The organism is Lentibacillus songyuanensis (genome assembly GCF_039548255.1).
Classification (GTDB): domain Bacteria; phylum Bacillota; class Bacilli; order Bacillales; family Amphibacillaceae; genus Lentibacillus_C; species Lentibacillus_C songyuanensis.
Genome location: NZ_JBCLVH010000021.1, coordinates 19,935 through 46,193 on the forward strand (window position 1 = coordinate 19,935; position 26,259 = coordinate 46,193).

Sequence of the window (26,259 nt, forward strand, 5' to 3'; positions counted from 1 at the left end):
TGTGTATCCCTCCATTCATTTAAACGGTATGCAATTCTCGATTCGCAATCCGTTCTAGAAGATTAACTGTTGGCACTAATACCTTTTCATCTATATCAAACGCCTGATTATGGTGAGGAGCTGCTATTGTCGTTCCTATTATCATATAAGTACCCTTGCCTCCATTTTTTTGTACTCTATCTATAAGAAGGCTAGCATCCTCACTCCCCCCACCTTTGTTGTAATCTTTAATTTTATGAAATGCAGTAATTTTTTCTGCTTCTTCTTTTACAACATCAATTAACACGTTATCACAAGAAATTGGTATCGCATTGCCAATCACTTGTGTTTCAAATCCAAGACCATGCATTTCAGCACTGTGTTTGATTATGTTCTTTACACGATCTTCAAATTCTTTATTCACTGTTGGGGAGGTTGACCTTGTTTCTATTAATAACTTTGCATGATCAGGAATGATATTGGCCGCCGCTCCACCTTCCAGCAATCCCACATTAACCCGCGTCTCTTCTGAACTATGTCTAGGTAAACTATGAATATTTAACAAAGCAGTTGCAGCACCAACCAAAGCATTTTTTCCTTTTTCAGGAGCTGCTCCAGCATGAGAAGGTACGCCATAAAAATATGAAAGTAACTTCGTATTTGCAAGCCAATCTTTTGATCCTCCACTAATTTCGCCTAATGGAACATCTAACCCCAAATGAAAGCAGTACAATTTATCCACATCATCAACAACGCCTTTATTAACAATGGAAAATGCGCCCCTTCCACCCTCTTCAGCAGGTTGAAATATCAGCTTAAGTGTTCCAGAAAAGTTCCCGTTTGCCATTTTTTTTGCAAATTCAAGTCCAATTGCTGTGTGGGCATCATGTGCACAAGCATGCATGTTTCCTTCATACTTGGAACAAAAACCATTTGCTTTAGGATGATGCTCCCTTTCGGAACTTTCTTTTATAGGTAATGCATCCATATCAAAACGAAAGGCAACGGTTGGGCCGGGACTTTTCCCTTTTAATCTTCCAATAACCGCAGTAAATCCCCCTTCCATCGCCTTTAAAAGATTGACGTTTGCTCCATCTTTAATCGCCCTTTGATATGCATGGTCTAGTTCTTCTTGTGAAGGAACGCCCCTTCTAGAATTCTTATCCATCGCATCCAAACCAAATAAACATTCATAACCCAGTGATTGCAGCGTTTCGACCACTTTACTTGCTGTCCTGAATTCTGTAAAACCAACTTCTGGATATTGGTGCAGTTCCCGTCGTAGATTAATAACCTCTTCCATGATAATTATGCCCTCCTAATTAATTTTCTGATTACACCTAGAAGTTTCCTTATTAATTACTGTACACTTTCAAAATACTTTTATTAACGTTGCCTTTGTTAACGTTTACATTTACAGGCTGATTTACTAAATATAACATCATGTTACTTTTTATAGGTATCCTCTCTAAAAATAGGGAGGATACCAACATTAAAATCCTTTGTTACAATTTAATAGTGGGATCTCTAACAATTTTTTCATCTTTTTGCAAAATAGGTGCATCAACTTCAATTGTATTTGGGTACTTAATTCCAGCACCCGTGTTCAATACCACTACCCGTTCATTACTTTTAATCCAATCTTGTTCCCGTAACTTTCTTGCGGCTGCAAATGCAGCAGCGCCTTCAGGACAAACAAAGGAACCTTCATTCGTTGCTACAAACTTCAATTCTTCTAGAATTGCATCATCACTTACTGAGATTGCACAGCCATTTGTTTTTCTAATCCCATCTAAGATTAAGAAATCACCCAGAGCCTTAGCTACATTGATACCAAACGCAACAGTAGAAGCATTTTCCCACGGGTCCGCACTTGTTTTGCCTTCCTCCCACGCTTTTACAATTGGGGCGCATCCCTCAGATTGTACAGCTACCAGCCTGGGCATTTTTTCTTCTGCTATCCATCCTAATTCTTGCAGCTCGCGAAGGGCTTTATAAATCCCTATTAGCCCAACACCCCCACCGGTCGGGTAAAGAATAACATCAGGGACCTCCCATTCAAATTGTTCGGCGATTTCAAGCCCCATCGTCTTCTTACCCTCAATACGATAGGGTTCCTTTAGGGTGGACGCATCAAATAGATTGTAGTCTTTCACTGCTTGACCAACAATTTTTCCCGCATCACCAATTAATCCATTTACAAGATACAGATCAGCCCCTGCTGCAACACATTCTTTTCTAGTAATTGCCGGTGCATCAATAGGCATTACAATAGTGGACGTAATATTTGCCCGTGCGCAATATAATGACCAAGCTGCTCCGGCATTTCCATTAGTAGGCATTGCTAATTCTTCTATACCTACTTCTTTTGCTTTTGACACACCTACAGCTGCTCCTCTTGATTTAAACGAGCCTGATGGAATTAAACCTTCATCCTTCATGAAAAGGTTGGGAATTCCCATATGTTCTCCCACCCTATTCATACGTAACATTGGTGTCATTCCTTCACCCAGCGTGACTACATTTTGTGGATCTTCTACTGGCAACAGCTCATGATAACGCCACAAATTTGGTTCACGTTCTACCAGACTTTCAGGTTTAAACGCTTCTTTAAGTTCATTCATCTTATAAGCAACGAGCAGCGGTGCTCCACATTCACATAATTGATTTTTCTCTTCAGAACTATAAGTACGCTCACACTTTGGGCAATATAAATGAGATACATAGCTATATGTCATTTTAATCCTCCTAAGTTTCTTATTTAGTAATGTTTCCAGCAAGTTGAATTATCGTATTGCAATTGATTCGATTTCTATTAATGCATTCTTAGGTAATTCTTTAACTCCCACCATCGCTCTTGCAGGTTTAAATTCGCCAAAAAAACGAGCGTATACCTCATTAATTTCTGCTGCTTTTTCCATAGAAGTCAGGAATATGGTATTCTTTACTACATTTTCAAGCGAAAGTCCCGTTTCTTTTAGTATTGCTTCAATATTCCTTAGTGACTGTTCCGCCTGTTCAACCACATTTGCTTTCATCTCATTTGTTTGAGCGTCTAAAGGTAACTGACCTGAAACAAACACGATATTATTTCTTTCTACGGCCTGAGAATAAGCTCCCACGGCAGCAGGGGCATTATCTGTATGAACTTTAGTAAACAATTAACCATCTCCTAATTATAATTAAAATTTGTTTCCGTTCGTATCTTTTGTAAATAGTTGTAAATAGTGAATTTAGATACTCCCAAAACACTAGCAGAATATTCTGTGGCGCCTTTTATCAAAAATGCCCCTTTTGACTCTAATTCCCTTACAACCTCTATTTTCTCTTCCGTGTCTAAAAGTGTCGGCGTCTTGTGATACTTTTGTAATGCTTGCTTAGTCATTGATTCAATAACATCATGAACATCTGTATGAAAGCTCTCCTTACTTTGTTCTTCATCATTAAAGCTTATAAAATCTTGAATTTCACCTCCAACCTGGACGAGTAAGCTTATATTTATATTGATGCATAGGGCACCAATAACCTCACCTTGATTATTCTTTAAAAAAACAGTGGAAGACTTCATAACCAAACCTTTGTTAGAAGTAGTTTTATAATTGGCGAAATCGGTTACATTTTCACTGCGCAATTGTTCCAATACAAGGTCAGTAATTGGAGAACCAATTTCCCGATCCGTCAATGTCCCGGCTAGATGAATTAAAGATTTTTCCAAGTTACTAAAATCATGTACCGCGACTTCGCAATTTGAACCAAACATCTCCACTAAAATATTCGCAGTTCGTATGGCATGGTCAAAAACTAGTTGATTTTCATTTTTCATTGTGATTACTCCTAATTCCGCTGTTTATTTATTCTGTTAATTATAACTGAGTAAAATGATAACACATGTTTTTTGGAATTACAACAAAATTTTAATTACTAAAAAAATATTGTAAATATGAATGACGTATAAAAGTGATCGACCGGCTGGAGCATTTATCAGGCCTGTTGTCATACTCTTTTTGCGAGTATTTATTCCCCCTATGAACTTCGAATTTTAACCAATATGATAAAGGAAAACTCATTCAGTCGGGGATTCCTTCCCCCACACTGAATAGAAGAACAAAGGCTAGATTCGCAACATCTGAGTTGCAACGCCTTTTTCACCTGCACCGTACAAGTACGAACAGAATCAAACCTTTACAGACAGTTGACTCCCATTTATCTTTTTTGGCCTCATCTCAAAATCTTGAAGTGGACGTCTTACTGCCCATTAAGACTGGGATAAATAAGTATTAAAACCAATAAAAAAGAATCCGTGCACCATGCACAGATCCTTCATATCATTCTATCCACACTAGTCCCCTGAAAAACAGCCTCTTCAAGATCCTTTCCATTCCTCTATTCCCACTCCAAACGAGGATCTTTCGTTACACAATCAATATGCACATCCGCTTTAATCCTACCGCCAAATGTATGGTTCGAACCAAATGCAACATGTATCGTATCATAAGCCTTTTCGTCCTCTAATATCTTGCCGGTTAATCGAGCAGCATAATTCGTACCAATGCCTAATTCGCCTAGAAGTCTTCCGTCACCATCACCAAGTAATTCCAATAGTCGCTTGCCAACTTCGCCAGTCGCATCAACCAACCGACCCTGTTCCACAGTCAAAAGTACTCGCTCATCCAGCAATCCGATTCCGGCAATAGAACCATTGATTTCAATTTCTCCATTCGCGCGACTTTCTAATGGAGCAATAAATGCTTCCCCAGAAGGAAGGTTGCCTGATGCCGCTTCACCCCGAAATACACCTGTACTCGCAACGCCATCTCTTCCCTCAATTGGAATCGTTAATTTATGACCATCTCCTGTAACTATGGTAACCTGATTCATTTCAGTTAATTTCACCGTCATTTCATTGGTTTCCTTTTCTACAATACTATAATCCGCACTCATCGCTCCATGTAACAACATATCCTCTGTAATTCCAGGCATGGTGATCACACTAATGCCTTTTGCATTCGCTTTTTTACGGGCTACTGTGTGTGTTAAAGAATGCTTAGTTAAGCAGAAAACGAGATTATACTGCAGCATTTTTTCAGCAGTTTCCGTGGGTGGTTCTTCACCGGATTTTGTTCGATCCTCCATCACGTGAAAATCGACATTCCATTCTTCAGCAGCTAATGCATTTTTAAATTTTTCAGCTAACTTCTCCGTACTCTTGTCAGTAATAACAAGGATAGCTACACTTTTTTCTACAAAAAAATTATTTTTCATAGTGTTCCTAACAATAGTTTGTATATCACTCATGTTATGCTCCCCTTTCCTTTTTTAGTATACACCTGCAATCAAATATAACGTAACTAAAATTCTGGTTCCAGCGATTAACTGCCAATAAAGTGAAACTTCATTCAATGGGGGGCCCTTTCCCCCACTGAATGTTAGTTGAACAGAATCGGTCCTTTATGGGCAGTTGACCCCCACTTATCTTTTTTAATTTTACCTCAAAATCTTGAAGTGGGGGGGCTTACTGCCCGTTAAGGCGGGATAAACCACCTAAAAAGATGGCTAAAGCAGTCAATGATTCACTATGTAATTATTCCGCGATGGTTGCCTTTTCAGATCCAATAATAGACCATACTCCTAAGAATATGAAAGTAACAAGGAGGGCAGAAATACCGTCCCACCGAACCAATCATCATCAAGAGCCAGCATTAGCCCTCCCCTATACAAACACCCTCATCATACATCTATTTCGCCCATAAGCAGATATTCAACCTTACCTAACCAACATACTCCTTGGCAATCCGAGCAACCAACGTCCGTGGCAAAATAACCGGTAACCCGCTTCCTTTAATGGCATCTTGTTTATGCTGTTCGTTAAATCCCATACAATCAAGAACAATGATATCTGCACCATTAGCTTTTAACGCCCGAGCTGCACCAGCAACATCACTTTCCTCATAAGGTGAAGCAACCTCGATGAGTAGCTCTAAATCTTGATCTTTCCACTTTTCCACAAGAGAATGTCTCTGTTCCTCAAGTGGGATGACCAACCCTAACGAACCCGACATCATAATTGCCTTCATTGTATGATTCAGTACGCGATCTGGATACAGGATAGGTTTATTTACTCTCAGTGTTGGGAAGTCTCCCGTACATAACATAATCACAACATCTACTTTTTCCTCTAATTTCGACAGTTCATTCTGTAATAAAGGAAGTAGCTTACTCTTTCCTATTTTCGTTGATTCGCCATTTCTTAATCTTGAAATATAGGTTGTATCTGAATTACTAGGGAGAATTTCATGCATATTCCCCTCAGTGACGCTGTCCAGTCCACCACTTTCCTTGATTACAACTTCTGACCCTAAAATAGACTGTATTGAGGGCGTTACATCCTTCCTTGGGGATTGACCAATTGTTAATACACCTACAATACCTTTATTCATTCATGACTATCCTTTCCTAATGTCTGTAAATGCCGCATCGAACCATATAGTTCTTCAAGATGATTAAATTCCTTCTCATCATAAAATTCAAATTGCCCCTGGGTAAATTCTTTAGCTGCTTCTATACTAAAGCGTACCGCTTGAGCGACATCTACTTCATGGCTTGCACCAGTACCACATCCCGGAACCGCTGATTGCGTTGTAATAGCCACACCTACAACGGGTGCGTCCGTTGCCACAGCTGGTTGTAAAATACTATTCACATGGTAAACATCATTACCATACGGCGTGATATCTTGTGTCGTAACCGCGAAAGTAACTGGTAACTCTCCTGTTGTCATTTCCATAATACGTACTAAATCATCACAAAATTTAAGAACGTAGCCTGATTTTACTGTTGGAGACAAAGCAATACCACGATGATTAAATACACGATTCCCCTTGGTTGTGTCAATGGATATAACGGCATCCATTTCCGGAAACACTTCATATTTGTTCATGGTTAAAATATCAACCGGCGACCCCATAAAATCAACTGGTTCATGAGCCTGTGTAGGAGCAGTTGGACAAATATGTGTAGTGATATAAACATCACCCGGCAAACGGTCACCTTTCACGGACATATTCGCTAATTTCAGCGCCGTAGTTACTGCTGCTGCTGCACCATCACCATCAGATACAAAACCAATTCGATTTGGACGAGCGCCTAATCCTCCAAGTCGACCTACAATTCCAAGTGAAGGTGCATTGCCGCCAGAAAGTTTACCTTCCGTTCCTTTAACAATAATTTTCACAAAATCGGTCGATCCTTCTTCCCCATGAACCGTTTCATACGTCGCTTCACAGTGCTCAAATTTATCAAATAGATCTACGACGCTTTTCCCGCTAGCTTTGATATCATCAAGAACTTCCATTACTTCCATCGTATACTTTAAAGACATTTTTCTTCATCCCCTTAATTAATTTTCTTTTGGATAATTGGTTCAATTGCTTTCAACAATGTTTCATTAAACATTGTGGAGCTTAATTTTAAATTTTCCTTAGGTACAGAAATAACAGCTATTTTAATGCCTTTTTTAATCTCTGCACTAACAAGCGGTTTCCCTGTTTCAGCATCAAACGTCATAATTAAATCAGGAAATGTTCCTTTGCGTTCACCATGCATCTCCACGGTCATGTACTCATTCCAGAAAGTTAGTTCTAAATCGCCAATGACCACCGTCCCAACATCAAAGCCGCCTGTTTCATTCAACTCAAAATGACTCACTTTCCCTGAATGGATAACTCTTCCTTTTAAATGAGAAGTAACAGCTTCAATACGTTCCGGGCCTTCAGGGACAGAGAGAAATACTTCTCCTAATTCAATGGCCTGTGTAATTCCACCAACAGCGGCGTTCTTTTTAACATAACCTATATCAATCGGATTTCTACAAACACCAACTATTCCTCCAGCTTGGACCGAAACGGATCGCACAGCACTAGAGGAAAGATCAAGAGAAGCTGTAACCGATCCCTTTACTTTTTTACTTCCTTTTCCACCTGCGAAGGTTTGGATGGATTCATAATCTTCTACTTCTGATAGATTCATGGAACCCATCGAACCTGTTGGGTGAGCTCTTCCATTACATGGTGCATCTAAAAAAGGCAGACCAGTTGCCGCAGCCTGTAGCCACCCATTTACCGTTGTTGCCGCACCATTTTCATTGGTCATCAATGCTCTAAGAGGTTGACCAAATTCCTTTTGCATTTGTTTTATAGTTGACGTCAATTGCTCAGCATCAATATAGGCAAACTTAGCGGACGGTGCACCAACTAAAGAAACACTAGCGACATAATCGTCATCTTGTAACTCATCAATTGATAATAATTCCGGATTTCCTATCGTAAACGCTTCTTCTGACTTCTGGAGACCTTCTTCGATCCAGCCACCACCGCCACCACCCAAAATACAACCACCATAAACCGCTTTTTTCGCATCTTCTAATGTTAGAAGCTTTCTAGACATTTTGTTCCCCCCCTATTATTTTGCTTTCCAAATGGATGAAAAGAAGCTATAAATCGCATCACCGGCAATAAATCCTGCAGCAGTCGTAAACATCGCATTTTCAGCTTCTGGCCCCTTCACCTTAAGAATTACAGCACGAATGATAATCCCAGCAATTACTGCCCAACCAGCTATTGGATTAACTATGAGTAACCCGGTAGCAAGCAGAATACCCATTTGCCGTTTTGGCCCACCAATCAATTGGATAACGGCTCCCGGGATTGCCCATAACAATAGAAGCATCCCTACATTTCCTGTTAAGCCGGATTCAATCGTTGTAGCGTATACTTTATCTACTGGCGGTATTAAATCCTGGGCGAAAAAGTGGTTCGCAAACAATACCACCATGACAATCGCAACACCAAAACCAATTAACGAACTTTTCAACTGCATTCTGCGCCCATATAATTCTTGTTGGGAAGTCGCACTCGCACCTTTACGCAAAATAAATCCTGCTTTAAAGTCGTATCCCAAATCGGCAAAGGCCGGTCCAGTTGCTGCGGTGTATCCAACTAGTAAAGCCAGTGCAATCGGAGGGAATCCAAGCATCATTCCAAGTAACAAAGAAATCAACGTAACCGCAAATGCTGGAAACCAACCAGAGTGCATCGCTGCAATCCCAACAATAATTTCACTTACAAGCGCTGCAAAGGCAGCAAATACAACAAATAAAATAATTTGTACGAAACTCATATCTCCAAAGATCCCGCCGATGATCGCAACAACTAATGCACCTAATACATAGAGGACATATCCAAGACCAAAGCCTTTTTTTATATCCTGATCTGAACGAGTTTGTGTGTCTTTAACATCATTTTCAGCAGTCTTTTCTTTTTTTGACTTCCACAGTGTATAAATAAATTGTAATACCGCGACTAAACCGGCACCGATCATCATTCCATGGGGAATATAATAACCATCTAAATCAACACCAAACAATTGGATGTCATAACCACGCAATAACAAGCCCACACCAAACATGGCTAACGCCCAAATATTTCCGATAAACGCAACCCCAAAGGCGGACATGGAAATCCCAAAATGTGAGCCAATCAAACCTCCAGCAATTCCGAGACCTAAATATTTTGCTTTCTTTCCACCTTCGTCACCTGCTTTGATTGCTTCTGCTGTCGCAACACCTGATGGCCATGTTTCGCTCGCAGCAAACAATTTTGAATCAAATACTTTATAAAGCACAAATACGTCGATAAGCAGTGCCACACCAGCACCAATCAGCATAGGAATAATTAACTCCGGCATGCCCATGACATAAGGCAATCCTACTGGAATCAATAAACTATTTGCCGCCCCAAATGTCGCAGCTGAAATCGTTGTCTGGACAAGGTTCTGACTTTCTAGTGATCGATATTTATAAAACATTTGCATTGGAATCCGAGCAATTAACATTGCAACGAGTGCCCCGATGATCGATGTATTTGGGGTAATCCCAAGCGATGTGATGAGCTGCATTCCAATAATTGCTCCAAATATCGCAATTAAGATCGAAAAAAGCACAAATGGGATATCGAATGTCTTTGTTTTATTCATGCTCATTCACCCTTTCCAATCAGTTGGTACGCTATTCCTTGGGCCTCCACCAAGTCAATCACAGGTACGTCAATATGCTGTACGAAATAGTCTTTCAGACGTATCGTTGAAAAACCTGTACAGGCAAACAAAATAACATCCGCACCAGATTGTATCGTATTGTTAACCACTTGTAATAATTCCGTTTTAGCCTTGTCTGAAAACAAATCAGTTGTCTTCCTAAGTTTTGGCGAAAAGGTATAGGAGTGAAATCTTTCACCCAACTCATTTTTCATTCGCGCTGGAGGTTCTTCGGTAATTCCAATGATTCCCACATGGTTTCCAACCATACATGCAGCGTGTGCTCCACAAACCCCAGCTCCTAAAACCGGAATATCTACTGCTTCATTTGCTTCATCCAGAGCTGGATCCGCTGCACAGCTTATCGTAATCGCATCTATTTGTTCATCTTGAGCCATTTGTTGCGCTAATCTTACAATTTTTGGATTTGCAAGAATTTCTGATTCATCGCTGTATATCCCATTTGGCTGATCAGGAATACACTTGGTTATGGAATCGATCTGAAATATTTCCTTCATCCTTTTTCCATGCTCTTGTAAAATAGTTTCTTGCTTTGTCGTCAAAACCCGAATAATACCTAACATATCACTTTCACCCCTTTCCAAGGATTATAAATGTTTTAACAATTCCCTGAAATGTAAAATGTGAGAAACAACACTACCTAAAAAATTCCCACATTTAATTTTCACTTAATTGACTTCAACTTTTTACATAAAAAAAAGACGGGATTACCGCCTTTAAGATAAATCTATTATCATGAGACAAAAACGTAAAATGAAGCGATTCTTCGCATCATTCAGATCCATATTTATTAGTTTATGGATCTTCTGAAGTCTATACGTCAACGTTCGTCGATGGACAAATAATATTTCAGCTGTTTTTGACACATTCCCATTTTCATTTAAATATACTTGGAGTGTTTTTATTAGCTCACCGTTTTGTGTTTGTAAAAGTGGATGCAGCACGTTTTCCGTATAATTCTGTACAAATGGATCAGCAGTCAATTTAATAAGAATTTCATAAATACCTAACTGATCATGCGTATAAATATTTTCCATCGGCCTTACTTTACAACCGATTTCCATAATTTTAGTAACGGAATGGATGGAGTCTTCTAATAATTTGGCATCCTTTATTCCAGAGTTAATTGCTACCTTAAGCTGATCAGCAGGATTCCGTGTATTATGCTGGTCGACTATCTCATTTAATTTCCTTAGCAATTCGGAATAATGAGTACGAGAACAAGACACGAGTGCATAAAAATTATGATACTTTTCAAACACGATTATTTCGCTGTCAGTAAGTTTATCGATTAAATGATTGATCGTCTTTCTAATAAAACAGGAATGATCAATGACATAAAGGGATGGAGAAAAAGGCATCTCCAGCCAATTTGCATGAAAATGAAAAATCGATATAACCCTTTTATTATTTTGCTTCTCAACATTATTCAAGAACCTCTCCATTTGCTTGATATCATCAAGACGTTTCTTTTGCAGATACAACTGTTCGCTCATAAAAAGTTCACCTAATTTACTGCTTACACGCTTCGTATGTGCAGCAGCTATCTCATTCACCCGTGATTGACCGGTATATAATATATGAACAACAGCAAAAACTTTTCCTCTCGTAATTAGAGGTAGAACCAATCGATCACGAAAACCTTGTATCTTAAATATGGAATGACCTTTTTCAAGAAACTCCATCCGCCACATTTCTAACAATTTGTGATAGGATAAATAAGAGGGTTTCGAGAACAGCGATGTTGATTTTCGCCAACCATCAGCATGAAAATCGTTCGATACGTATAACAGCCTACCTTCCGAATCCTCAATATAAACGGATGAGCCTGCAATTTGAGATAATTTTTCAACCGCATCAGACACCGTTGATATATTTGTTTCTTCCAATGCCGAAAATGGATTATGAGAATTTTCTTCCTCAATTTGTTTCTCTTTATATAATCTTTCATAAAGCGGTGTTAACACATTAATATAGGAAATATGCTTGGGTAGTGTAATGATTGGAAAAGCATTCTCATTTGCAAGTGTCAATATTTCTTCGGGTATAACATCGACGAACCTTCCAAGTTTAACAACAATTCCCGCTGCATTTTTATCGATTAATGTCTGCACAATATTAATTTGTTTTAACGGTTCCTCTTTAACTGAATAAAATGTAGTCATTACTAAGATACCAGGCGTTACCCAGCTTACCACTTCCGGAACTTCCATCACTTCAATGGACCGGATAACCCGCGAAAGTCCTTCTTGACCTGCAATAATCGTTCCTTCAGCTAGATTTCCTGTTAATAAAGCATCTTTTACTTGCATGAGAATCGCCTCGCCTTTTAACAGTATTGTATTGTTTTGAAAAACCTTTATAAGTCCCGGCTACAAGTTAGTCAAGTAGTACTTCATAACTATCGCAGATATCTAATATTTCGTCAATTGATGATATTATCAATTCAAAAACAAAAAGAGAACCAGAACAAAAATCCCGGTTCCCCAATAAACACCTATCCCAAACTACTGAATAACCCGCTCACCACGTTTTAAATAACCAACCACCTCATCCGCCGACATACCATCCAATCCTAAATCTGCCAATTCAAGTGCATTCCCACGTAAATCTTCATTTCTCAATAAACAAGCTATATCAATAAGCAGATTCGCAACATTCATGGAAAGCCCCAACGCTCTCCCTAGCTTCACCATCGGGTTAAGTCCATATGGAATATCTTCATAAATATAACGGTATTCCAACGTATTAGGTGCCTTTCCGGTTTGATAAGCTGGATTATTTTGAATGCTATCATATAGACTCTTTTCATTTACCTGATAAAAACGATGCAACAATTCCTGACAAGTTGATAACTGAATCCCCAGTTTTTTACCAATCGCAAGCCGCTCTTCCTCTAATTTCTCCATTACACCAACAACGGAGGGAGTTGCGCCATCTGGATAAAAGAAAAACTCATTATCTGATTCGATCCTACCTGCGTTGAATAGTGTAATTGGCACATGAAAGATCGGATTGCAGTTATCTAATGTCGTTGTCAAAACACTGTCTGTCAATGTTAGTTGTGGGTAAACATCACTAAAGCGCTCTTTTACTTTCGGACCATCATTAGCGGGTAACGTGGCAAATTCCAGTTTTTCTTTAATCTTTCGTATTCGAACATGACCTGGTCGGATGGATCGACAGGTATAAATAAGTGATTCCGTTTCTGCGATATACACATTTTCCTTTACATTCAATTCCCTAAAAACATTTCGAAATTCAAGGGCACCCCAGTATCCTGGAAAAATCATAATGACTTGTCCATCTTTTACATATGGTGCAATCGAACGGGCCACATGTTTATGCGCGGTACCAGTAGTGGTAACCATGATCGCATCTGCTCCATCGATAGCTTCCTCCAAATCAGTAGTCGCCTTTACAGGGGCATAGCCTTCTATTACACCTTCTGCTTTAATTCCTCCATATTGGTTGATTTGTTTGATTAACTCTTCCTGAATATCGTATAAAACCACATCCTGTTTTAAAAAAGTTAAGTGAGCAGCCATACTCTGACCGCCATTACCTGCTCCTATAATCATAAACTTCATATACTTTCCCTCCTTGATTCCTCTATAATAGTAGACTTCCTGTTACGAACAACCTGAAAAGCGATAGCAATCAAAATCATAGCTATTCCAACAATATCTGATAACCAATTAGGCACAAGTAATAGCAACGAAGCAATGGAGAGGATAATCCTAATAATTATGTTTGCTCTGGCCCCAATAAACCATCCCTCCACCGCTGTTGCTAAGGCAAAGGCACCGATAAGCGCTGTGATGGTAGCAAGCAAAATCTCTAGATAAGATCCTTCAAACAAGATTGCTGGTCCATATACGAACGCAAATGGAATAATAAATGCAACGATACCAACCTTGACTGCTGTCATAGCAACCTGCATTGGTTTCGCATTAGCAATACCTGCTGCTGCATAAGCTGCTAATGCTACAGGTGGGGTAAAAGCGGACAAACAGGCAAAATAAAAAACAAACATATGCGCCGCAATCGGTGAGACACCCATTTGTATTAATGCGGGTGCAACCACTGCCGCAGTAATTAGATATGCTGCAGTGGTTGGTAGACCCATTCCCAGAATAATCGTTGCAATCATCGTTAAAACTAAGGCAATGGATAAATGTCCTCCAGAAAAGGAGATTACCAATGTTGCGAACTTTAACCCTGCGCCTGTTAAATTTAAGACCCCAATGATCAATCCTGCAGTAGCACAAGCAGCAATCATTCCAAGTGCCGATTCTGCTCCATTTGCAAGACTATTAATAAGCTTACGAATCCCCAATCGTGTTTGCTTATTCCAAATGGAAACAACTATTGTTGATACAATTGCCCATATGGCAGCTTTTATAGGACTTGCTTTCAACACCGTCATGACAAAAATGAGAACGAGCAATGGTATAAATAAATGCCCCTCTTTTTTTAACACCTCCTTTAAATTCGGAAGCGTCTTCTTATCCATTCCTTTTAATCCCAATTTAGCTGCTTGCAAATCTATGATGACTAAAGCGGTTACAAAATAAAGCAAAGCAGGAATAATGGAAGCTACAACAACGTTAAGATAGGGAACTCCTACTAGCTGAGCCATGATAAAAGCTGCCGATCCAAGAATGGGAGGCATGATTTGTCCTCCAGTTGATGCTACTGATTCAATAGCTCCAGCATATCTGGACGGATAGCCGATTTTTTTCATTAACGGAATAGTAAACACACCAGTGGTTACCACATTGGCTACGGAATTTCCTGATACCGATCCAAATAAAGCACTGGAAAGGACAGCAGCTTTAGCAGGGCCACCTCTTCTACTCCCAGTTGCGCCTATTGCAAAGTTGATAAAGAATTTACTACCGCCCGTTTCATTCAAAAATGAACCGAACAGGATAAACAAGAATACAAAACTGGCAGAAGCACCAATGGGAACACTAAATATTGCATCCATACTGTTAAGATAGCTGAGTATCCGGCTCCAATCATAGCCACGATGCTCTAAAACACCAGGAAAAGAAGCACCAAAATAAGCGTACAACATAAACAGAATAGCCAGCACTGGAAGAATAATACCTGTTGTTCTCCTCGTTATTTCTAGCACAACAATAATGAGAATAAGACTTACTACTAGGTCCAAAGCTGTCGGTGCTACCCCAATCCGATAGACCAACTCGTCCATTTCCACTATTAAATAAGTTCCAACAAACACAATGCCCAATATTAGTAACAAGTCTACTATGGTAACACTCTCACTCGTTGACTTTCTAAATGGGTACATCAAAAATACTAATACAGCTCCCAGTCCCAAATGAACAGTGTATAGCAGCCATGGTGTAACAGGTTGAAACCCTAAGACATAGATATGAAACAATGACATGAAAGTGGCTATACTAATAAATATTTTAAGCTGGTATCCTTTTAAATTCCGCTTCGAACTATTACTTTCTAACAAAGATGCTGAATCATTATGTTCAGACATGATATGCCTCCTTTCCGGTTCATGTAATATGCCCTACTTGGCTTCTGGCGGGATTAATTCGTCCGGTATATCAATCCCTTGTTCTTCGTAATACTTAAGCGCACCAGGATGCAACGGAATTGTCGTATGAAGTATGTTTTCCGCTACGGTATCTTTAGCTGTCGGGTCTACAGTTAGTAAATCTTCCTGTTGTTCAAACGTTGCTTTGGTCAAATTGTAAACCAAATCTTCTGATAAATCTTTAGATGCTATGGCCACATTCCAAAAGGCAATAATGTTAAGATCTTCTTCTTGATGTTTATACGTTCCTTTAGGTACTGTTATTTCATCCCAATATGGATATTTATCTAATGCTTTTTCTATTTGGTCATCAGACAACCCGATATGCTGGACTTTATGTGTCGTTTCTAAATCGAGCATAAATGGGCCAGGAACCCCGGTTACAGCAAACCCTGCATCAATGGTTCCGTCACGCAAATTGTCAACAGCGGTATTTGTCGGCAAACCACTGATCTTATCTGGTTTGATCCCTAAAACGTCTAATAACCCTTCTCCTGCTTCTGCACTGGTACTCCCTGGTGCACCGGTACTAACATGTTTGTCCGCAAAATCGTCAATAGTCTTAATTCCACTATCTTGTAGGGCGTACATATGCATCACACTAGGATACATGGTGAACATACTCCTGATCTTATCCTGTTTTTCATCCGCCCAGCCTTCCCCATTGTAGCCCTCTCCACCTAACCAAGTAGTCACAAAACCCAGTTCCATATCTCCTCCCTGGATTAGTTGGATATTAGAGGTTGGACCACCAGTTACCTCAACGGAGATATCCGTATCTGGCATATTCTTCTTCATGATGTCTGCCCAACCACCTCCCCATACATAATAAGTCCCACCTTGGCTTGAGGTTCCTAATAGTAGTTTTGATGGATCACTTGTCTCGCCATCCGATTTCTCTGAACATCCCGCTGCAACAACTAACATCACACAAATGAACATAAACAGCCACAATTTACGCATCTACTTACCTCCAATTCATTTTAGATTTGTGCTTGCAACAATGACTCTTTTCGATTATGAATAGCATTTTTTTGCTCTTCAAACCATTCCGTGTCTCTCTCTAACCTGTTTTTTAAAGCCTTTAACTGATTTTCCACCTCAAGTGGGGCTGGCCCTCCAGATGCATTTTTGGAATTTACATTCAATACTGGGTCTAATGCCTTTTGAATAGCTTCCTCTTGTACTGATATTTCGGAATTTAACACTTGAAAAGCCACATCTTTAATTAACTCTGGAGTGATATCAGTAACTGTCAGCTTCGATTCAAGCAGATAATTTACCAACTGGCCGACAATTTGATGTGCTTGTCTAAATGAGACTTGTGCTTCACGAACAAGTATATTGGCTAATTCTGTTACAGTAGAAAAGTTCCTTGTTGCTTGTGATAACATTCTTTCTTCATTGAATTTCATTGTTTTAATCGTTTCAATTAAAATCTCTAGGGAAGCTTCTGTTTCATTCATTGCATCCCAAAAACACTTTTGACTTTCCCCAGCGAGATCCCGCGAATGTCCATATGGTGTATTCTTTATACTACTGGTAATGGATACTAATGCACCAAGTACATGGGCGGATTTCCCTTTAATATGCTCGAGTGTTATCGGATTCTTTTTTTGCGGCATAATACTGCTGCTAGCAGCAACTGAATCATCCACTTCAACGAGAGAATATTCGTCTGTTGACCAGATATATAGGTCATAGCTAAGCCTGCTAAGTGTATTCATAAAAATGTTCATCGCCGATACAATTTCAAGCATGTAGTCACGTGATGCAATCCCATCTAATGAATTACCCAATGCACCTGTAAAGCCTAATAATTGCGCCGTTCGCTTTCGATCAATCTGAAAAGTTGTTGATGCCATTGCACCGGATCCAAGCGGTGACAAATTCGTATTTTGGAATGCACGCATGAACCGGCAGAAGTCCCTTTCCAGCGCATAGAGTATGGCTGAAAAATAGTGCCCCAATGTAATGGGTTCTGCTGGCTGCATATGCGTATATCCCGACATAGTTACTTTCTTATTATCCTTTGCTAACTTTAATAAAGTTTCTCGAAGCTCTAAAACCAAATGACAAAGTTTTAGAACGGATTTTCGGCTATTAAGTCTTGTTACGGTAGCGTATAAATCGTTTCTGCTCCTACCTGTATGTAGCTGCCCACCTATCTCTACACCGACCTTTTCTATCAACTTAGCTTCAATATTAAAATAAAGATCCTCCAGGCCGGGATCTATCTCTAAATCGCGGCTCCCTGACTCACTAATTTCCGTTAACGCTTTCATAATTTTGCAGCCAACGTCTTCCGCAATGATATCCTCTGATACTAGCATCATTAAATGTGCCTTATTGACCTCCATCATATTTTCAAAAGATCGATTACACTCTCCTTTAATAGAAGGTGCAAATAAATATTGGATTACCTTTTCCGACAAATTAGACTTTAGTCTTTCTCTCATTGTTAATCACCCCGATTTAAACTTGATAACTAATTCTCACCATAACCTTCTAGCAATCTCCTCTCCGGACAGCACTGTAAATCATGAATAAAGCACTAAAAACAATAAGTATTACTTCCTCCTTTCGACTTAGTGCTATTCATTATACACAACAAAATGTTGTTTGTAAATATATTTTACAACAATTAATTGAATTTAGAAGGTTTGTCCAATTTCTAATTGTATAATTCGGTAGAGAAGTTAAAGAAGGGGTCTGGATATGTACATATTTAGCGAACGATTGAAGGATCTTCGTATTGAATACGGATATAAACAGGAAGAAATAGCTAAAGCACTTAATGTGACTACCAGCGCCTATGGCTATTATGAACAAGGCAGAAACGAGCCTTCATTAGAAACGGTAAAAAAGATAGCTAACACGTTTCAGGTTTCTACGGATTATTTACTTGGTATAATCGATACACCAAATCACTCGGTGCATTATTCGGTAACAGAAGACTTATCATTAAGTGAATCGGAGTTACTTGCGATAAGAAAAATGAAAGAGTTGTTTCTTGAGGAAATCAGTAAGCAGCCAGAAGATAATGTGGAGCGGTTACAAAGATATTGGGAGTTTATTAAGAAGGAACACAATATTTGAAAAAGCCCCAGTGATGCACTTTGGGATGCACCAATGGGGTTTTTAAAAATTAGTTAGAATAATAGTTCTTATAAATAGGCTAAGGTCACCATACTATTATAAAGTGAAACTTTATTCAGTTGGAATTTCCCTTTCTCCACCACTGAATGTTAGTTGAACAGAATCGGACCTTTGCGGGCAATTATCCCCCACTTATTTTTTTTAGCTCCACCTCAAAATCTTGTAGTGGGGGCTTACTGCCCGTTAAGGCGGGATAAATCGCAACCATTCCTATGAGGAATCCACCTTTAAGATCTACACTTTTCGTTGATGTGTCTTGCAATAATTACTAGTAGTATTCCATCTACTGTTTTAATGGTGCCGTCTGGTGATAATACTCCAAGAAATGCTACAGATCAGGAATGGGATCTTTAATATCACTTACTTCCTTCAAGATTCCAAGTTACATTCGAATCACAATCCTTGATGCTTCTCCTCCTGCCAGTTTATCAAAACCTTCATTAATATCATTTAATGCAATGGTACCAGAATGCAATTTATCAACCGGTAGCCGGCCTTGTTTAAACAGGCTGATAAACCTTGGTATATCGCGACTCGGCACACAGCTACCGACGTACGATCCTTTTAATGTTTTCTCTTCTACGGTTAAGCTGACATATGGAAAGGAGAAATGGTCGTCTGGATGTGGCAAACCGGTTGTTACCGTTGTGCCACCGCGTTTCGTTATCCTATAGGCAACTTCCATGGCAGATACCGCCCCAGCAGTCTCAAAAACATAATCAAGCCCGCCTTCTGTTGCTTGACGAATAGCTTCCACAACATCAGGATCATTTGAATTAAATGTATCAGTTGCTCCCAATTCCCGTGCCTGCATTAATTTTGTTTCATTTAAATCAACCGCAATAATATTACTGGCGCCCGCTGAAACAGCACCAAGCAATGCGCTCAACCCAACACCACCAAGTCCAATAATTGCTACTGTGCTTCCAAGGGTAATATTTGCGGTATTGACCACCGCTCCTATTCCTGTAATTACCGCGCAACCAAAAAGCGCCAAATGCTCAAACGGTATGTCTTTGTCGACCTTAACTAAGGAATTGCGAGAGACGACTGTATAATCAGAAAAGGCAGAAACACCAAGATGATGATTTACACTCTCCTTCTCTGAATGTAATCGTATGTCTCCATTTATCAATGTTCCAGCTTCATTTGAACGGGCGCCTGGTTCACATAAAGCTGGACGTCCTTCCTGACAGGGAACACAATGACCACAACTGGGAACGAATACGCATACAATGTGATCTCCTGGCTCCAAATCTGTTATTCCCTCCCCGACTTCTTTTACAATACCAGAAGCTTCATGTCCTAGTGCCATCGGTAAAGTACGTGGCCTACTACCATTGATTACCGATAAATCTGAATGACAGAGACTTGCCGCTTTGATTTGAATTAATACTTCTTCCCTCCCTGGAGGGTCAAGTTTCAATGATTCGATATGAATGGGTTTGGTTTTGGCATACGGATATTCCGCTCCCATTTCCCTCAAAACCGCTGATTTGATTTTCATATTATCCCCTTCGCATGATAAGTCGTACTGTCAAATGTTTCTTAGTAAAACCCAATAGTTTTCCCGATTTCATGCGCTTTTATACAAAAAAACTTGCCACCCCCTCTAAAATAGGCTGTTAATGAGGTAACCACACACCCAAAAACACCTAAAAAGGAAGTGACAAGTTGTTACCTCAATTTATAACTTATTTGCTCCAATATATCAAGTATCAGGAGAAAATAATTTTTGGACTTCTCGGGATCATACTTGGTAAATCCGTTTCCAAGTCCCAATTTGACGAGCCTGTGAACCAACCTTACCGAAAATTAGAAGTCGATGATATGCCTGTCATCGAGACCCTAGAAAAACTTGATTTTCAAGAACTTATTCTGGAATACCAGGCTAAACACGGTAAAGCGTTAAAACCTGTCGCCCGACGCAAAAATAGTGTGGTTAAGGTGCCGGCGACATTGACTTGCCCCAAGTGTTCAACTCCAGCTTCGTATCTATATGCCAACAACGGCGACAAAGGACAATACCAGTGTAAAGTGTGTGGTTGCCTGTTTAATAAACAGAATCGCTTTTTGAAAGAGGCCATTATCAAATGTCCTCATTGTTTGAAAACACTGGAACGAATCAAAGAACGTAAGGATTTCTACGTCTTCAAGTGTAAAAACAACCATTGTTCCTTTTATCAAAAGAGTTGAACCAGATGACCAAGGAAGAAAAAGAACGCTTTAAACAAGACCCGCAGGCAGCACTGGCTTGTAGTAAAGACTGGAACGATTGATCCCAAGCAATTCAGCCTGTTCCGAGATAGATAGTTCTGCATTGTTCCATTCCACCAATTCCATACGTTCTTTTTTAGTCATGGTGGATGCTAAATTTTTTTTGAGCCACGATAATTGCGTGGTTAGTTTCCCGACTTCTGCATACAAGTTTTCCACCTATGCTTCATGTTCGGCTTTCATTTTTTCCAAGTCTTTGTTTTATTTCTCAAAGATTTGGGGCACATCTTGCAGGAACTGTGTCTTCCATTTATGAATCCGATGCAATTTGGCTCATAGATTTTTCTTCCTTCAAGACTTCTAACACGATTTGTGATTTAAATTCGGCTGTATATCTTTTTCGTTTCATATACCTACCTTAACATCTCCTTTTTTCGTGTCTAGATTCTTGGGTCCATTATATGAGAGCATGTCAATTACTTTTAATTCAAGATTTAATCAAATTGACTTTCCATAGTCAACGGCTTTTCATATTGGTATTCCCGTTATATCCTTAGCTGGGAATTAGGTCAGACGCTGGAAATAGGCTTTGTTTTGGAAGCAGTTCAACGTGCATTTACCATAGGGAAACCTGAAATATTCAATAGCGACCAGGGCAGCCATTTTACAAGTCCTAAATATATTAATCTACTAAAAAAACACCATCTGTCCAAATCAGCATGGACAGCAGAGGCCGTGCATTGGATAATATTATGATAGAACGTTTTTGGAGAAGTCTAAAATACGAAGGAGTTATTTAAAAGACTATGGCATCCCAAGGGAGGCAAGACGCAATATAAGAGATTATGTTGATCTTTATAATCACGATCGGCCTCATCAGTCGTTATGTTATAAGACGCCAAGTGCCATCTATTTTCACTAGGTCATTGTCCTTCCTCTTCCCATCTTTAGGCAATTATCTTTCCTATGTCAGGTTCTGTCAAGGGAAAATACGCCCTTGACAGAACCTGACATAGGAAAGGCATGGTTAGTAAGATGGGAAGGGGCAAAAATTATAACCCCCTTATTTTTATAAAATTAGTGTCTTGACAATGGGTTCCACTTTAATTTGATGAATGACCAACACAGCTTATTCCCTTGATTTACATGGGTTTGTAAGTCATCTTTGAATTTCTGTGAATAATTCAGGGTTAATCTTATTTTTTAGTTTTTAGTGTTCAACACCATGGATACATTATAATTTGGAATAGACTAAATCCTTTTTTGTATCCATGCATGTTTGCTCGTTTAGGGATGTTAAAACTTTCATAAACATATCTTCATTTTTATTAAGTTCCTCAGGAGTTGTTGATAATGAAGCAACAACCATTCTTTTTGTTTGCTTAGAGAAGAACAATAATTGAAGAACTTTAACCAATTCGTCTTTGCCAAATATACGATAAATACTATGATTTGCGACAAATTCAGTTTTAAGTAAATAAGCTTCCTTACCATCTACTTTGTATTTTAGTTTTTCGTTAATTTTATATCTGTCTTTATTACGGCTCTTCTTTTCTTTTTTAAGGAACTCTTTTGTCAATTCATTGACATAGTCATTTAAATCTATATTTTCTCTCATACTTGCCCACCTAATTGATAAAGATGTCGCTGTTTTGTTGGAAACTGATATTTTATCTATTTTTACTAATCCTTCTTTAAAAGTAAACTTGTTATTAGGGTTAACAAAAACTTGCCAATCACTTGGATGATATATTCCTATACCGTATACATTAAACAGAAGTAAATTAAAATCCCCCACGTTTATACTTCCTTTCTATTGTTCAATGCGGAAAGGGAAGAATCCACAGCAGAATTAATTTCGGTTCCTGCGTTTATGATGGAATCCACTCTTATTATATATTTATTGATTATTTCCTCTGGAGCTTTAGTTATAAAGCTAACCCCGATATAAGCAATTGTATTCGTTAAGAGTGCCCAAGCTAAGGCAGAAAATCCTAACGGTGGTGTAATAAAAAATGTAAATAATGTTGTTACAATTAATCCTAATATAGTACCAGCAAACGCACCTTCTTTTGTCCCTCTTTTCCAAAAGAGCCCACCTAACGTTGCGGGAAGAATTTGAGCAAAAAATGGCGAGGACAAAGCATAAGCATAATCAACTATATAAGCTGGCCTTAACGCGACAACAACCAAGGTTAGCAACATCAAAATCACTAGTAGTATCCGTCCAAAATAAACAACACGTTTAGGGTCGACATTCTTTCCCTTCAATTCAAATGCATGGCGAACATAAATATCCCTTGATCCAATGGCACTTGCAGAAAGAAGCAACGAATCTGCTGTTGAAACACCAAAAGCAAATAAACATAACAAAGAAACAAATGAAATAATCGGCGGAGCATATTCGGTAGATAATACCGATATAATACTGTCAGTATCAGCAAAATTTGGTCCCAATATTGCTGGAGCTAGTATACCTCCAATTATTGCAATTAAGAAATAAACAAAGACGTAAGAGACTGGCAAAGACCAAGACATTGATCTGAAGGTGTCTTTATTCGCGGCAACATACATTCTCATGAAAATGTGTGGCCAAACTACAGTTGCAACTGCTCCAGTCAAGACATTAGATAGTGTTCCTTGCCAGTTAAATGTTCCATTCGGTCCAGGGTGAGATAGGATAGGGGCCAAATCTGGGTCATTCATAATTGTACTTACTGCCTGTGCGAAACCTCCTTCTGGAAAATAAGTAATCGTTAAGTACACAATTAGCACAATTAAAGTGCCAGCACCTAAGAGGAAATGGAAAGTGTCCATCCAAGCAACGGATTTTAATCCACCACCAATGATATGCAAAGAAACAACAATTGTAGCAAATCCAACGGCTAAAATATAAGGAAACATACCATCTGTGGTTACTACCGTTGCATCTCCAATGGCTATAAGTTGCATAGCAACGTAAGGTACTATAAATAACACTAAAATAGCTGCAACTAACAATCCATAACCTTCCGAATTATATCTTGCTCTCAAATAATCAACAGGGGTGACAAATCCATACTCCTTTCCCAAAATCCAAAGCCGATAACCGATTACGACAAATAGTAAACCAGCAATCATCCCCCCTGTATTAGAGAGATATCCAATCCCTTCCCTATAAATAGCCGCTGGCACACCATAAAATGCTAAAGCTGAAAACACTGAAATTGCTGTAGTGGCAAGCAACACAAGCGGATTTATACCTCTATCAGCAGTGAAAAATGCTTCAGATGACTTACTTGTTGCCTTAAAGGAGCGAAATCCATGGCTAACGAGTATTGCACCGTAAATTAATACTCCAATAATAATTAATACATTTGCATCCATACTCTTGCCTCCTTTCCTATTCGTTGTATTTCACATGTGCTTGAGTCTTGAAGTAGCAATGGAAGTACAGTCCCCAAATCAAAGCAGCTACCAAGGGAGCAGTGAACAATAAAAATAACTGTAATGGAATCCACCCAAATAGTATAGGATTAGAAACATAAGGTAAGAAAATCCAATCGAACAAAAAATATACTATGTTAAAGATAATAAAAATCACTTTTGTAGTTGATTTCATCCATTTTCCTCCTTCATTTTTTTTGAGTTTCTACTGCTACATTCAGTTCATAACGGAAAGCGCTTTCTACATTAATTATAAATTTAGCGTTCGGTTATTGATACATTCTGTATAACAAAAAAATCACAATAACCAGTCAACTGCCTTGTTACGTATAACAAAGTTGTTAACTGGTTATTGTTAAAGCTTCAAACCAAATTAATAAATTAATTTCAACTGTTACATTTATTATTCTACTGCGTAGAAGTATTTACAGGTAGTTTATACTAATTGAGCTTCTCCATCAACAGTCCTTCTATTTCTTTCATTTTTTACGAATAAATAGGCAAGTTTTAATACCATAAAGTCCCGGTATCTTCTCAAATCGTAACCTGTTATATTATGCAGTTTATTTAATTTGTATTGTAAAGTATTTTTATGAATAAACATTTCAGAGGAAATTTGCTTAATGGAACCATTATATTTCTCGAACAAAATAATTATTTGCTCGTATTCCGCGATATCATTATCATCTAAATTTCCTATTATCTTGTTACTAAACTCTTCTTGTACATTTTTAGATATGTTTTCAACTATCATTTCAACATCAATGTCATTATAAAATTTAATGTACTCCGACTTATTAAATAAAGACCAATTTAAAGCTACAAGTGCTTTTTCATAGGAATCTCTCATTTTAGAAAGATCATTTTCTATCGTTCCTACCCCAAATTTTAATTTCAAACCATAGTTTTCATGAACAATTTTAGCAATATCTTTTAAAATATATGCAAGGTCTTTAGAGTCCTCTAGCACCATTATTATTCTATTTTTGTTTTGCATCATGAAATTCTTGGGGTATTTAACCAGTTTATAGTCAAATATGTTCTTTATTTTACTATTACTACATATTAAATTATAGCTCTCTCCACAAATTTCTGAAATTACTATGACTCTTGATAGATTCTCTAGAATGTTAAATACCTTTAATTGGTTTAAAATGCTCCGGGTATTTTGTTTACCGCTAAACAAAAGTTCCTCTATAATTATCCTTTGATTTTCTTTTTCTTTATTTTTTAAGTCTGTCATGTATGCGTCTTTAATAAGTAACTCAGTCATTCGTTTAATTATTGCGGCATATTTCTCAACTTCATGACTCTCGCCAGTAATGCCAATAGCACCTACTATTTTGCTATCAAAATATATAGGCAGATTAATTCCCTTTCTAGAACCTTGGTATTCACCATCATATCGTATAATTAAATTATCACTTGTTTCACTGACTTTCTTGCCGCCACCATGAAATGATCCTATTCGATTCTTATTAGTACTTGCTATTATAATTCCATCGGTATTTATATAATTTATATCCTGTTTGATAATTTCTTTCATATCAAATACAATTGCCTGAGCTAATTTTGTAGAAATATTCATGTATGCTAACCACCACCCACTGTAATGTTATAATATTTTATAAAACACGGGGGCACAGCCCTTATAATTTATTTTCAGTGCTATCCGTAATTCATAGCTACAGACTTATTTGAAGCGGTTTTATATATACAAATTCAACGTCGATTCAATAATTTTTCAATTCTGCAGTTAAACATAAAGAGGATAGCAAAACTACTAT

General features: G+C 38.4%; 22 protein-coding genes and 2 pseudogenes. 3 read left to right on the forward strand and 21 right to left on the reverse strand.

Annotation, left to right across the window (positions count from 1 at the left end):
- Positions 1-19 precede the first annotated feature (19 nt).
- The 15 genes from WMZ97_RS17055 to argH all read right to left on the reverse strand — a co-directional run bounded on the left by WMZ97_RS17055 (position 20) and on the right by argH (position 18,129).
- Complete coding sequence (locus WMZ97_RS17055) at positions 20-1,282, reverse strand: amidohydrolase (protein WP_343273303.1); 1,263 nt, start codon at positions 1,280-1,282, stop codon at positions 20-22.
- Positions 1,283-1,484: 202 nt separating this feature from the next.
- Positions 1,485-2,717: a threonine synthase gene (locus WMZ97_RS17060; RefSeq protein WP_343273344.1), complete on the reverse strand. Its 1,233-nt coding sequence runs from the start codon at positions 2,715-2,717 to the stop codon at positions 1,485-1,487.
- A 48-nt stretch (positions 2,718-2,765) separates the two neighbouring features.
- Entirely contained in the window at positions 2,766-3,140 is a 375-nt protein-coding gene (locus tag WMZ97_RS17065) for a Rid family detoxifying hydrolase (protein WP_343273304.1), read from the reverse strand.
- An 11-nt stretch (positions 3,141-3,151) separates the two neighbouring features.
- Positions 3,152-3,802 carry a helix-turn-helix transcriptional regulator gene (locus tag WMZ97_RS17070; protein ID WP_343273305.1) on the reverse strand — a complete coding sequence of 217 codons (651 nt, stop codon included), beginning with the start codon at positions 3,800-3,802 and terminating at the stop codon, positions 3,152-3,154.
- Positions 3,803-4,362: 560 nt separating this feature from the next.
- Positions 4,363-5,274, reverse strand: coding sequence for an aminopeptidase (locus WMZ97_RS17075; RefSeq protein WP_343273306.1), 912 nt, complete (start codon positions 5,272-5,274; stop codon positions 4,363-4,365).
- Between the two features lie 473 nt (positions 5,275-5,747).
- Positions 5,748-6,416, reverse strand: coding sequence for an AroM family protein (locus WMZ97_RS17080; RefSeq protein ID WP_343273307.1), 669 nt, complete (start codon positions 6,414-6,416; stop codon positions 5,748-5,750).
- The gene (locus WMZ97_RS17085) at positions 6,413-7,357 is read right to left on the reverse strand and encodes a DUF1177 domain-containing protein (RefSeq protein ID WP_343273308.1); all 945 of its coding nucleotides are present in this window, start codon (positions 7,355-7,357) and stop codon (positions 6,413-6,415) included. The genes WMZ97_RS17080 and WMZ97_RS17085 overlap by 4 nt, the downstream gene beginning before the upstream one ends.
- Positions 7,358-7,371: 14 nt before the next feature.
- A complete protein-coding gene (locus WMZ97_RS17090; RefSeq protein WP_343273309.1) occupies positions 7,372-8,421 on the reverse strand; it encodes an S-methyl thiohydantoin desulfurase domain-containing protein in 1,050 nt (349 codons plus the stop codon).
- A 15-nt stretch (positions 8,422-8,436) separates the two neighbouring features.
- Positions 8,437-10,008 (reverse strand): OPT/YSL family transporter, encoded by a 1,572-nt coding sequence (locus tag WMZ97_RS17095; RefSeq protein ID WP_343273310.1) that lies wholly within the window; start codon positions 10,006-10,008, stop codon positions 8,437-8,439.
- 2 nt (positions 10,009-10,010) lie between these two features.
- Positions 10,011-10,652, reverse strand: coding sequence for an aspartate/glutamate racemase family protein (locus tag WMZ97_RS17100; protein WP_343273311.1), 642 nt, complete (start codon positions 10,650-10,652; stop codon positions 10,011-10,013).
- Positions 10,653-10,805: 153 nt separating this feature from the next.
- The gene (locus WMZ97_RS17105) at positions 10,806-12,401 is read right to left on the reverse strand and encodes a PucR family transcriptional regulator (protein ID WP_343273312.1); all 1,596 of its coding nucleotides are present in this window, start codon (positions 12,399-12,401) and stop codon (positions 10,806-10,808) included.
- A 195-nt stretch (positions 12,402-12,596) separates the two neighbouring features.
- Positions 12,597-13,679, reverse strand: coding sequence for an NAD/NADP octopine/nopaline dehydrogenase family protein (locus tag WMZ97_RS17110; protein WP_343273313.1), 1,083 nt, complete (start codon positions 13,677-13,679; stop codon positions 12,597-12,599).
- The gene (locus WMZ97_RS17115; protein ID WP_343273314.1) at positions 13,676-15,610 is read right to left on the reverse strand and encodes a TRAP transporter permease; all 1,935 of its coding nucleotides are present in this window, start codon (positions 15,608-15,610) and stop codon (positions 13,676-13,678) included. Before WMZ97_RS17115 ends, WMZ97_RS17110 begins: the two co-directional genes overlap by 4 nt.
- A 33-nt stretch (positions 15,611-15,643) precedes the next feature.
- Positions 15,644-16,633, reverse strand: a complete 990-nt coding sequence (locus tag WMZ97_RS17120) for a TAXI family TRAP transporter solute-binding subunit (protein ID WP_343273315.1) — start codon at positions 16,631-16,633, stop codon at positions 15,644-15,646.
- A 20-nt stretch (positions 16,634-16,653) separates the two neighbouring features.
- On the reverse strand, positions 16,654-18,129 hold the full coding sequence (gene argH, locus WMZ97_RS17125; RefSeq protein ID WP_343273316.1) for an argininosuccinate lyase: 1,476 nt from the start codon (positions 18,127-18,129) through the stop codon (positions 16,654-16,656).
- Between the two features lie 259 nt (positions 18,130-18,388).
- Between argH and WMZ97_RS17130 the strand changes: the two genes are divergently transcribed.
- Entirely contained in the window at positions 18,389-18,769 is a 381-nt protein-coding gene (locus WMZ97_RS17130) for a helix-turn-helix domain-containing protein (RefSeq protein WP_343273317.1), read from the forward strand.
- A 442-nt stretch (positions 18,770-19,211) separates the two neighbouring features.
- Here the strand turns inward: WMZ97_RS17130 and WMZ97_RS17135 are convergent, their stop codons facing one another.
- A complete protein-coding gene (locus WMZ97_RS17135; RefSeq protein ID WP_343273318.1) occupies positions 19,212-20,336 on the reverse strand; it encodes a zinc-dependent alcohol dehydrogenase family protein in 1,125 nt (374 codons plus the stop codon).
- Positions 20,337-20,503: 167 nt separating this feature from the next.
- Here WMZ97_RS17135 and WMZ97_RS17140 point away from each other — a divergent pair.
- Positions 20,504-21,075, forward strand: a pseudogene (locus WMZ97_RS17140) (DDE-type integrase/transposase/recombinase); the annotation flags it as partial.
- On the opposite strand, the gene WMZ97_RS17145 reads toward WMZ97_RS17140, so the two are convergent.
- Together WMZ97_RS17145 and WMZ97_RS21985 are read right to left on the reverse strand one after the other, a co-directional pair.
- Positions 21,056-21,256 (reverse strand): hypothetical protein, encoded by a 201-nt coding sequence (locus WMZ97_RS17145; RefSeq protein WP_343273320.1) that lies wholly within the window; start codon positions 21,254-21,256, stop codon positions 21,056-21,058. The pseudogene WMZ97_RS17140 and the gene WMZ97_RS17145 sit on opposite strands and share 20 nt — an antisense overlap.
- 100 nt (positions 21,257-21,356) lie before the next feature.
- Entirely contained in the window at positions 21,357-21,455 is a 99-nt protein-coding gene (locus tag WMZ97_RS21985) for a transposase (RefSeq protein ID WP_405027708.1), read from the reverse strand.
- 125 nt (positions 21,456-21,580) lie between these two features.
- On the opposite strand from WMZ97_RS21985, the pseudogene WMZ97_RS17150 reads away from it, so the two are divergent.
- Positions 21,581-21,968, forward strand: a pseudogene (locus WMZ97_RS17150) (transposase); the annotation flags it as partial.
- Between the two features lie 312 nt (positions 21,969-22,280).
- Here the strand turns inward: WMZ97_RS17150 and WMZ97_RS17155 are convergent.
- The 3 genes from WMZ97_RS17155 to WMZ97_RS17165 form a co-directional block, all read right to left on the reverse strand.
- A complete protein-coding gene (locus tag WMZ97_RS17155) occupies positions 22,281-22,844 on the reverse strand; it encodes a hypothetical protein (RefSeq protein WP_343273321.1) in 564 nt (187 codons plus the stop codon).
- Positions 22,845-22,846: 2 nt separating this feature from the next.
- Positions 22,847-24,412, reverse strand: coding sequence for a sodium:solute symporter family protein (locus WMZ97_RS17160; protein WP_343273322.1), 1,566 nt, complete (start codon positions 24,410-24,412; stop codon positions 22,847-22,849).
- Positions 24,413-24,908: 496 nt separating this feature from the next.
- Positions 24,909-26,060, reverse strand: coding sequence for a CdaR family transcriptional regulator (locus tag WMZ97_RS17165; protein WP_343273323.1), 1,152 nt, complete (start codon positions 26,058-26,060; stop codon positions 24,909-24,911).
- Positions 26,061-26,259 lie beyond the last annotated feature (199 nt).

Bases quoted from the DNA above. Each gene is read 5' to 3' on its own strand.
- WMZ97_RS17055 (WP_343273303.1), bottom strand. From the start codon at position 1,282: ATGGAAGAGGTTATTAATCTACGACGGGAACTGCACCAATATCCAGAA.
- WMZ97_RS17060 (WP_343273344.1), bottom strand. From the start codon at position 2,717: ATGACATATAGCTATGTATCTCATTTATATTGCCCAAAGTGTGAGCGT.
- WMZ97_RS17070 (WP_343273305.1), bottom strand. From the start codon at position 3,802: ATGAAAAATGAAAATCAACTAGTTTTTGACCATGCCATACGAACTGCG.
- WMZ97_RS17075 (WP_343273306.1), bottom strand. From the start codon at position 5,274: ATGAGTGATATACAAACTATTGTTAGGAACACTATGAAAAATAATTTT.
- WMZ97_RS17080 (WP_343273307.1), bottom strand. From the start codon at position 6,416: ATGAATAAAGGTATTGTAGGTGTATTAACAATTGGTCAATCCCCAAGG.
- WMZ97_RS17085 (WP_343273308.1), bottom strand. From the start codon at position 7,357: ATGTCTTTAAAGTATACGATGGAAGTAATGGAAGTTCTTGATGATATC.
- WMZ97_RS17090 (WP_343273309.1), bottom strand. From the start codon at position 8,421: ATGTCTAGAAAGCTTCTAACATTAGAAGATGCGAAAAAAGCGGTTTAT.
- WMZ97_RS17095 (WP_343273310.1), bottom strand. From the start codon at position 10,008: ATGAATAAAACAAAGACATTCGATATCCCATTTGTGCTTTTTTCGATC.
- WMZ97_RS17100 (WP_343273311.1), bottom strand. From the start codon at position 10,652: ATGTTAGGTATTATTCGGGTTTTGACGACAAAGCAAGAAACTATTTTA.
- WMZ97_RS17105 (WP_343273312.1), bottom strand. From the start codon at position 12,401: ATGCAAGTAAAAGATGCTTTATTAACAGGAAATCTAGCTGAAGGAACG.
- WMZ97_RS17110 (WP_343273313.1), bottom strand. From the start codon at position 13,679: ATGAAGTTTATGATTATAGGAGCAGGTAATGGCGGTCAGAGTATGGCT.
- WMZ97_RS17115 (WP_343273314.1), bottom strand. From the start codon at position 15,610: ATGTCTGAACATAATGATTCAGCATCTTTGTTAGAAAGTAATAGTTCG.
- WMZ97_RS17120 (WP_343273315.1), bottom strand. From the start codon at position 16,633: ATGCGTAAATTGTGGCTGTTTATGTTCATTTGTGTGATGTTAGTTGTT.
- argH (WP_343273316.1), bottom strand. From the start codon at position 18,129: ATGAGAGAAAGACTAAAGTCTAATTTGTCGGAAAAGGTAATCCAATAT.
- WMZ97_RS17130 (WP_343273317.1), top strand. From the start codon at position 18,389: ATGTACATATTTAGCGAACGATTGAAGGATCTTCGTATTGAATACGGA.
- WMZ97_RS17135 (WP_343273318.1), bottom strand. From the start codon at position 20,336: ATGAAAATCAAATCAGCGGTTTTGAGGGAAATGGGAGCGGAATATCCG.
- WMZ97_RS21985 (WP_405027708.1), bottom strand. From the start codon at position 21,455: ATGAAACGAAAAAGATATACAGCCGAATTTAAATCACAAATCGTGTTA.
- WMZ97_RS17160 (WP_343273322.1), bottom strand. From the start codon at position 24,412: ATGGATGCAAATGTATTAATTATTATTGGAGTATTAATTTACGGTGCA.
- WMZ97_RS17165 (WP_343273323.1), bottom strand. From the start codon at position 26,060: ATGAATATTTCTACAAAATTAGCTCAGGCAATTGTATTTGATATGAAA.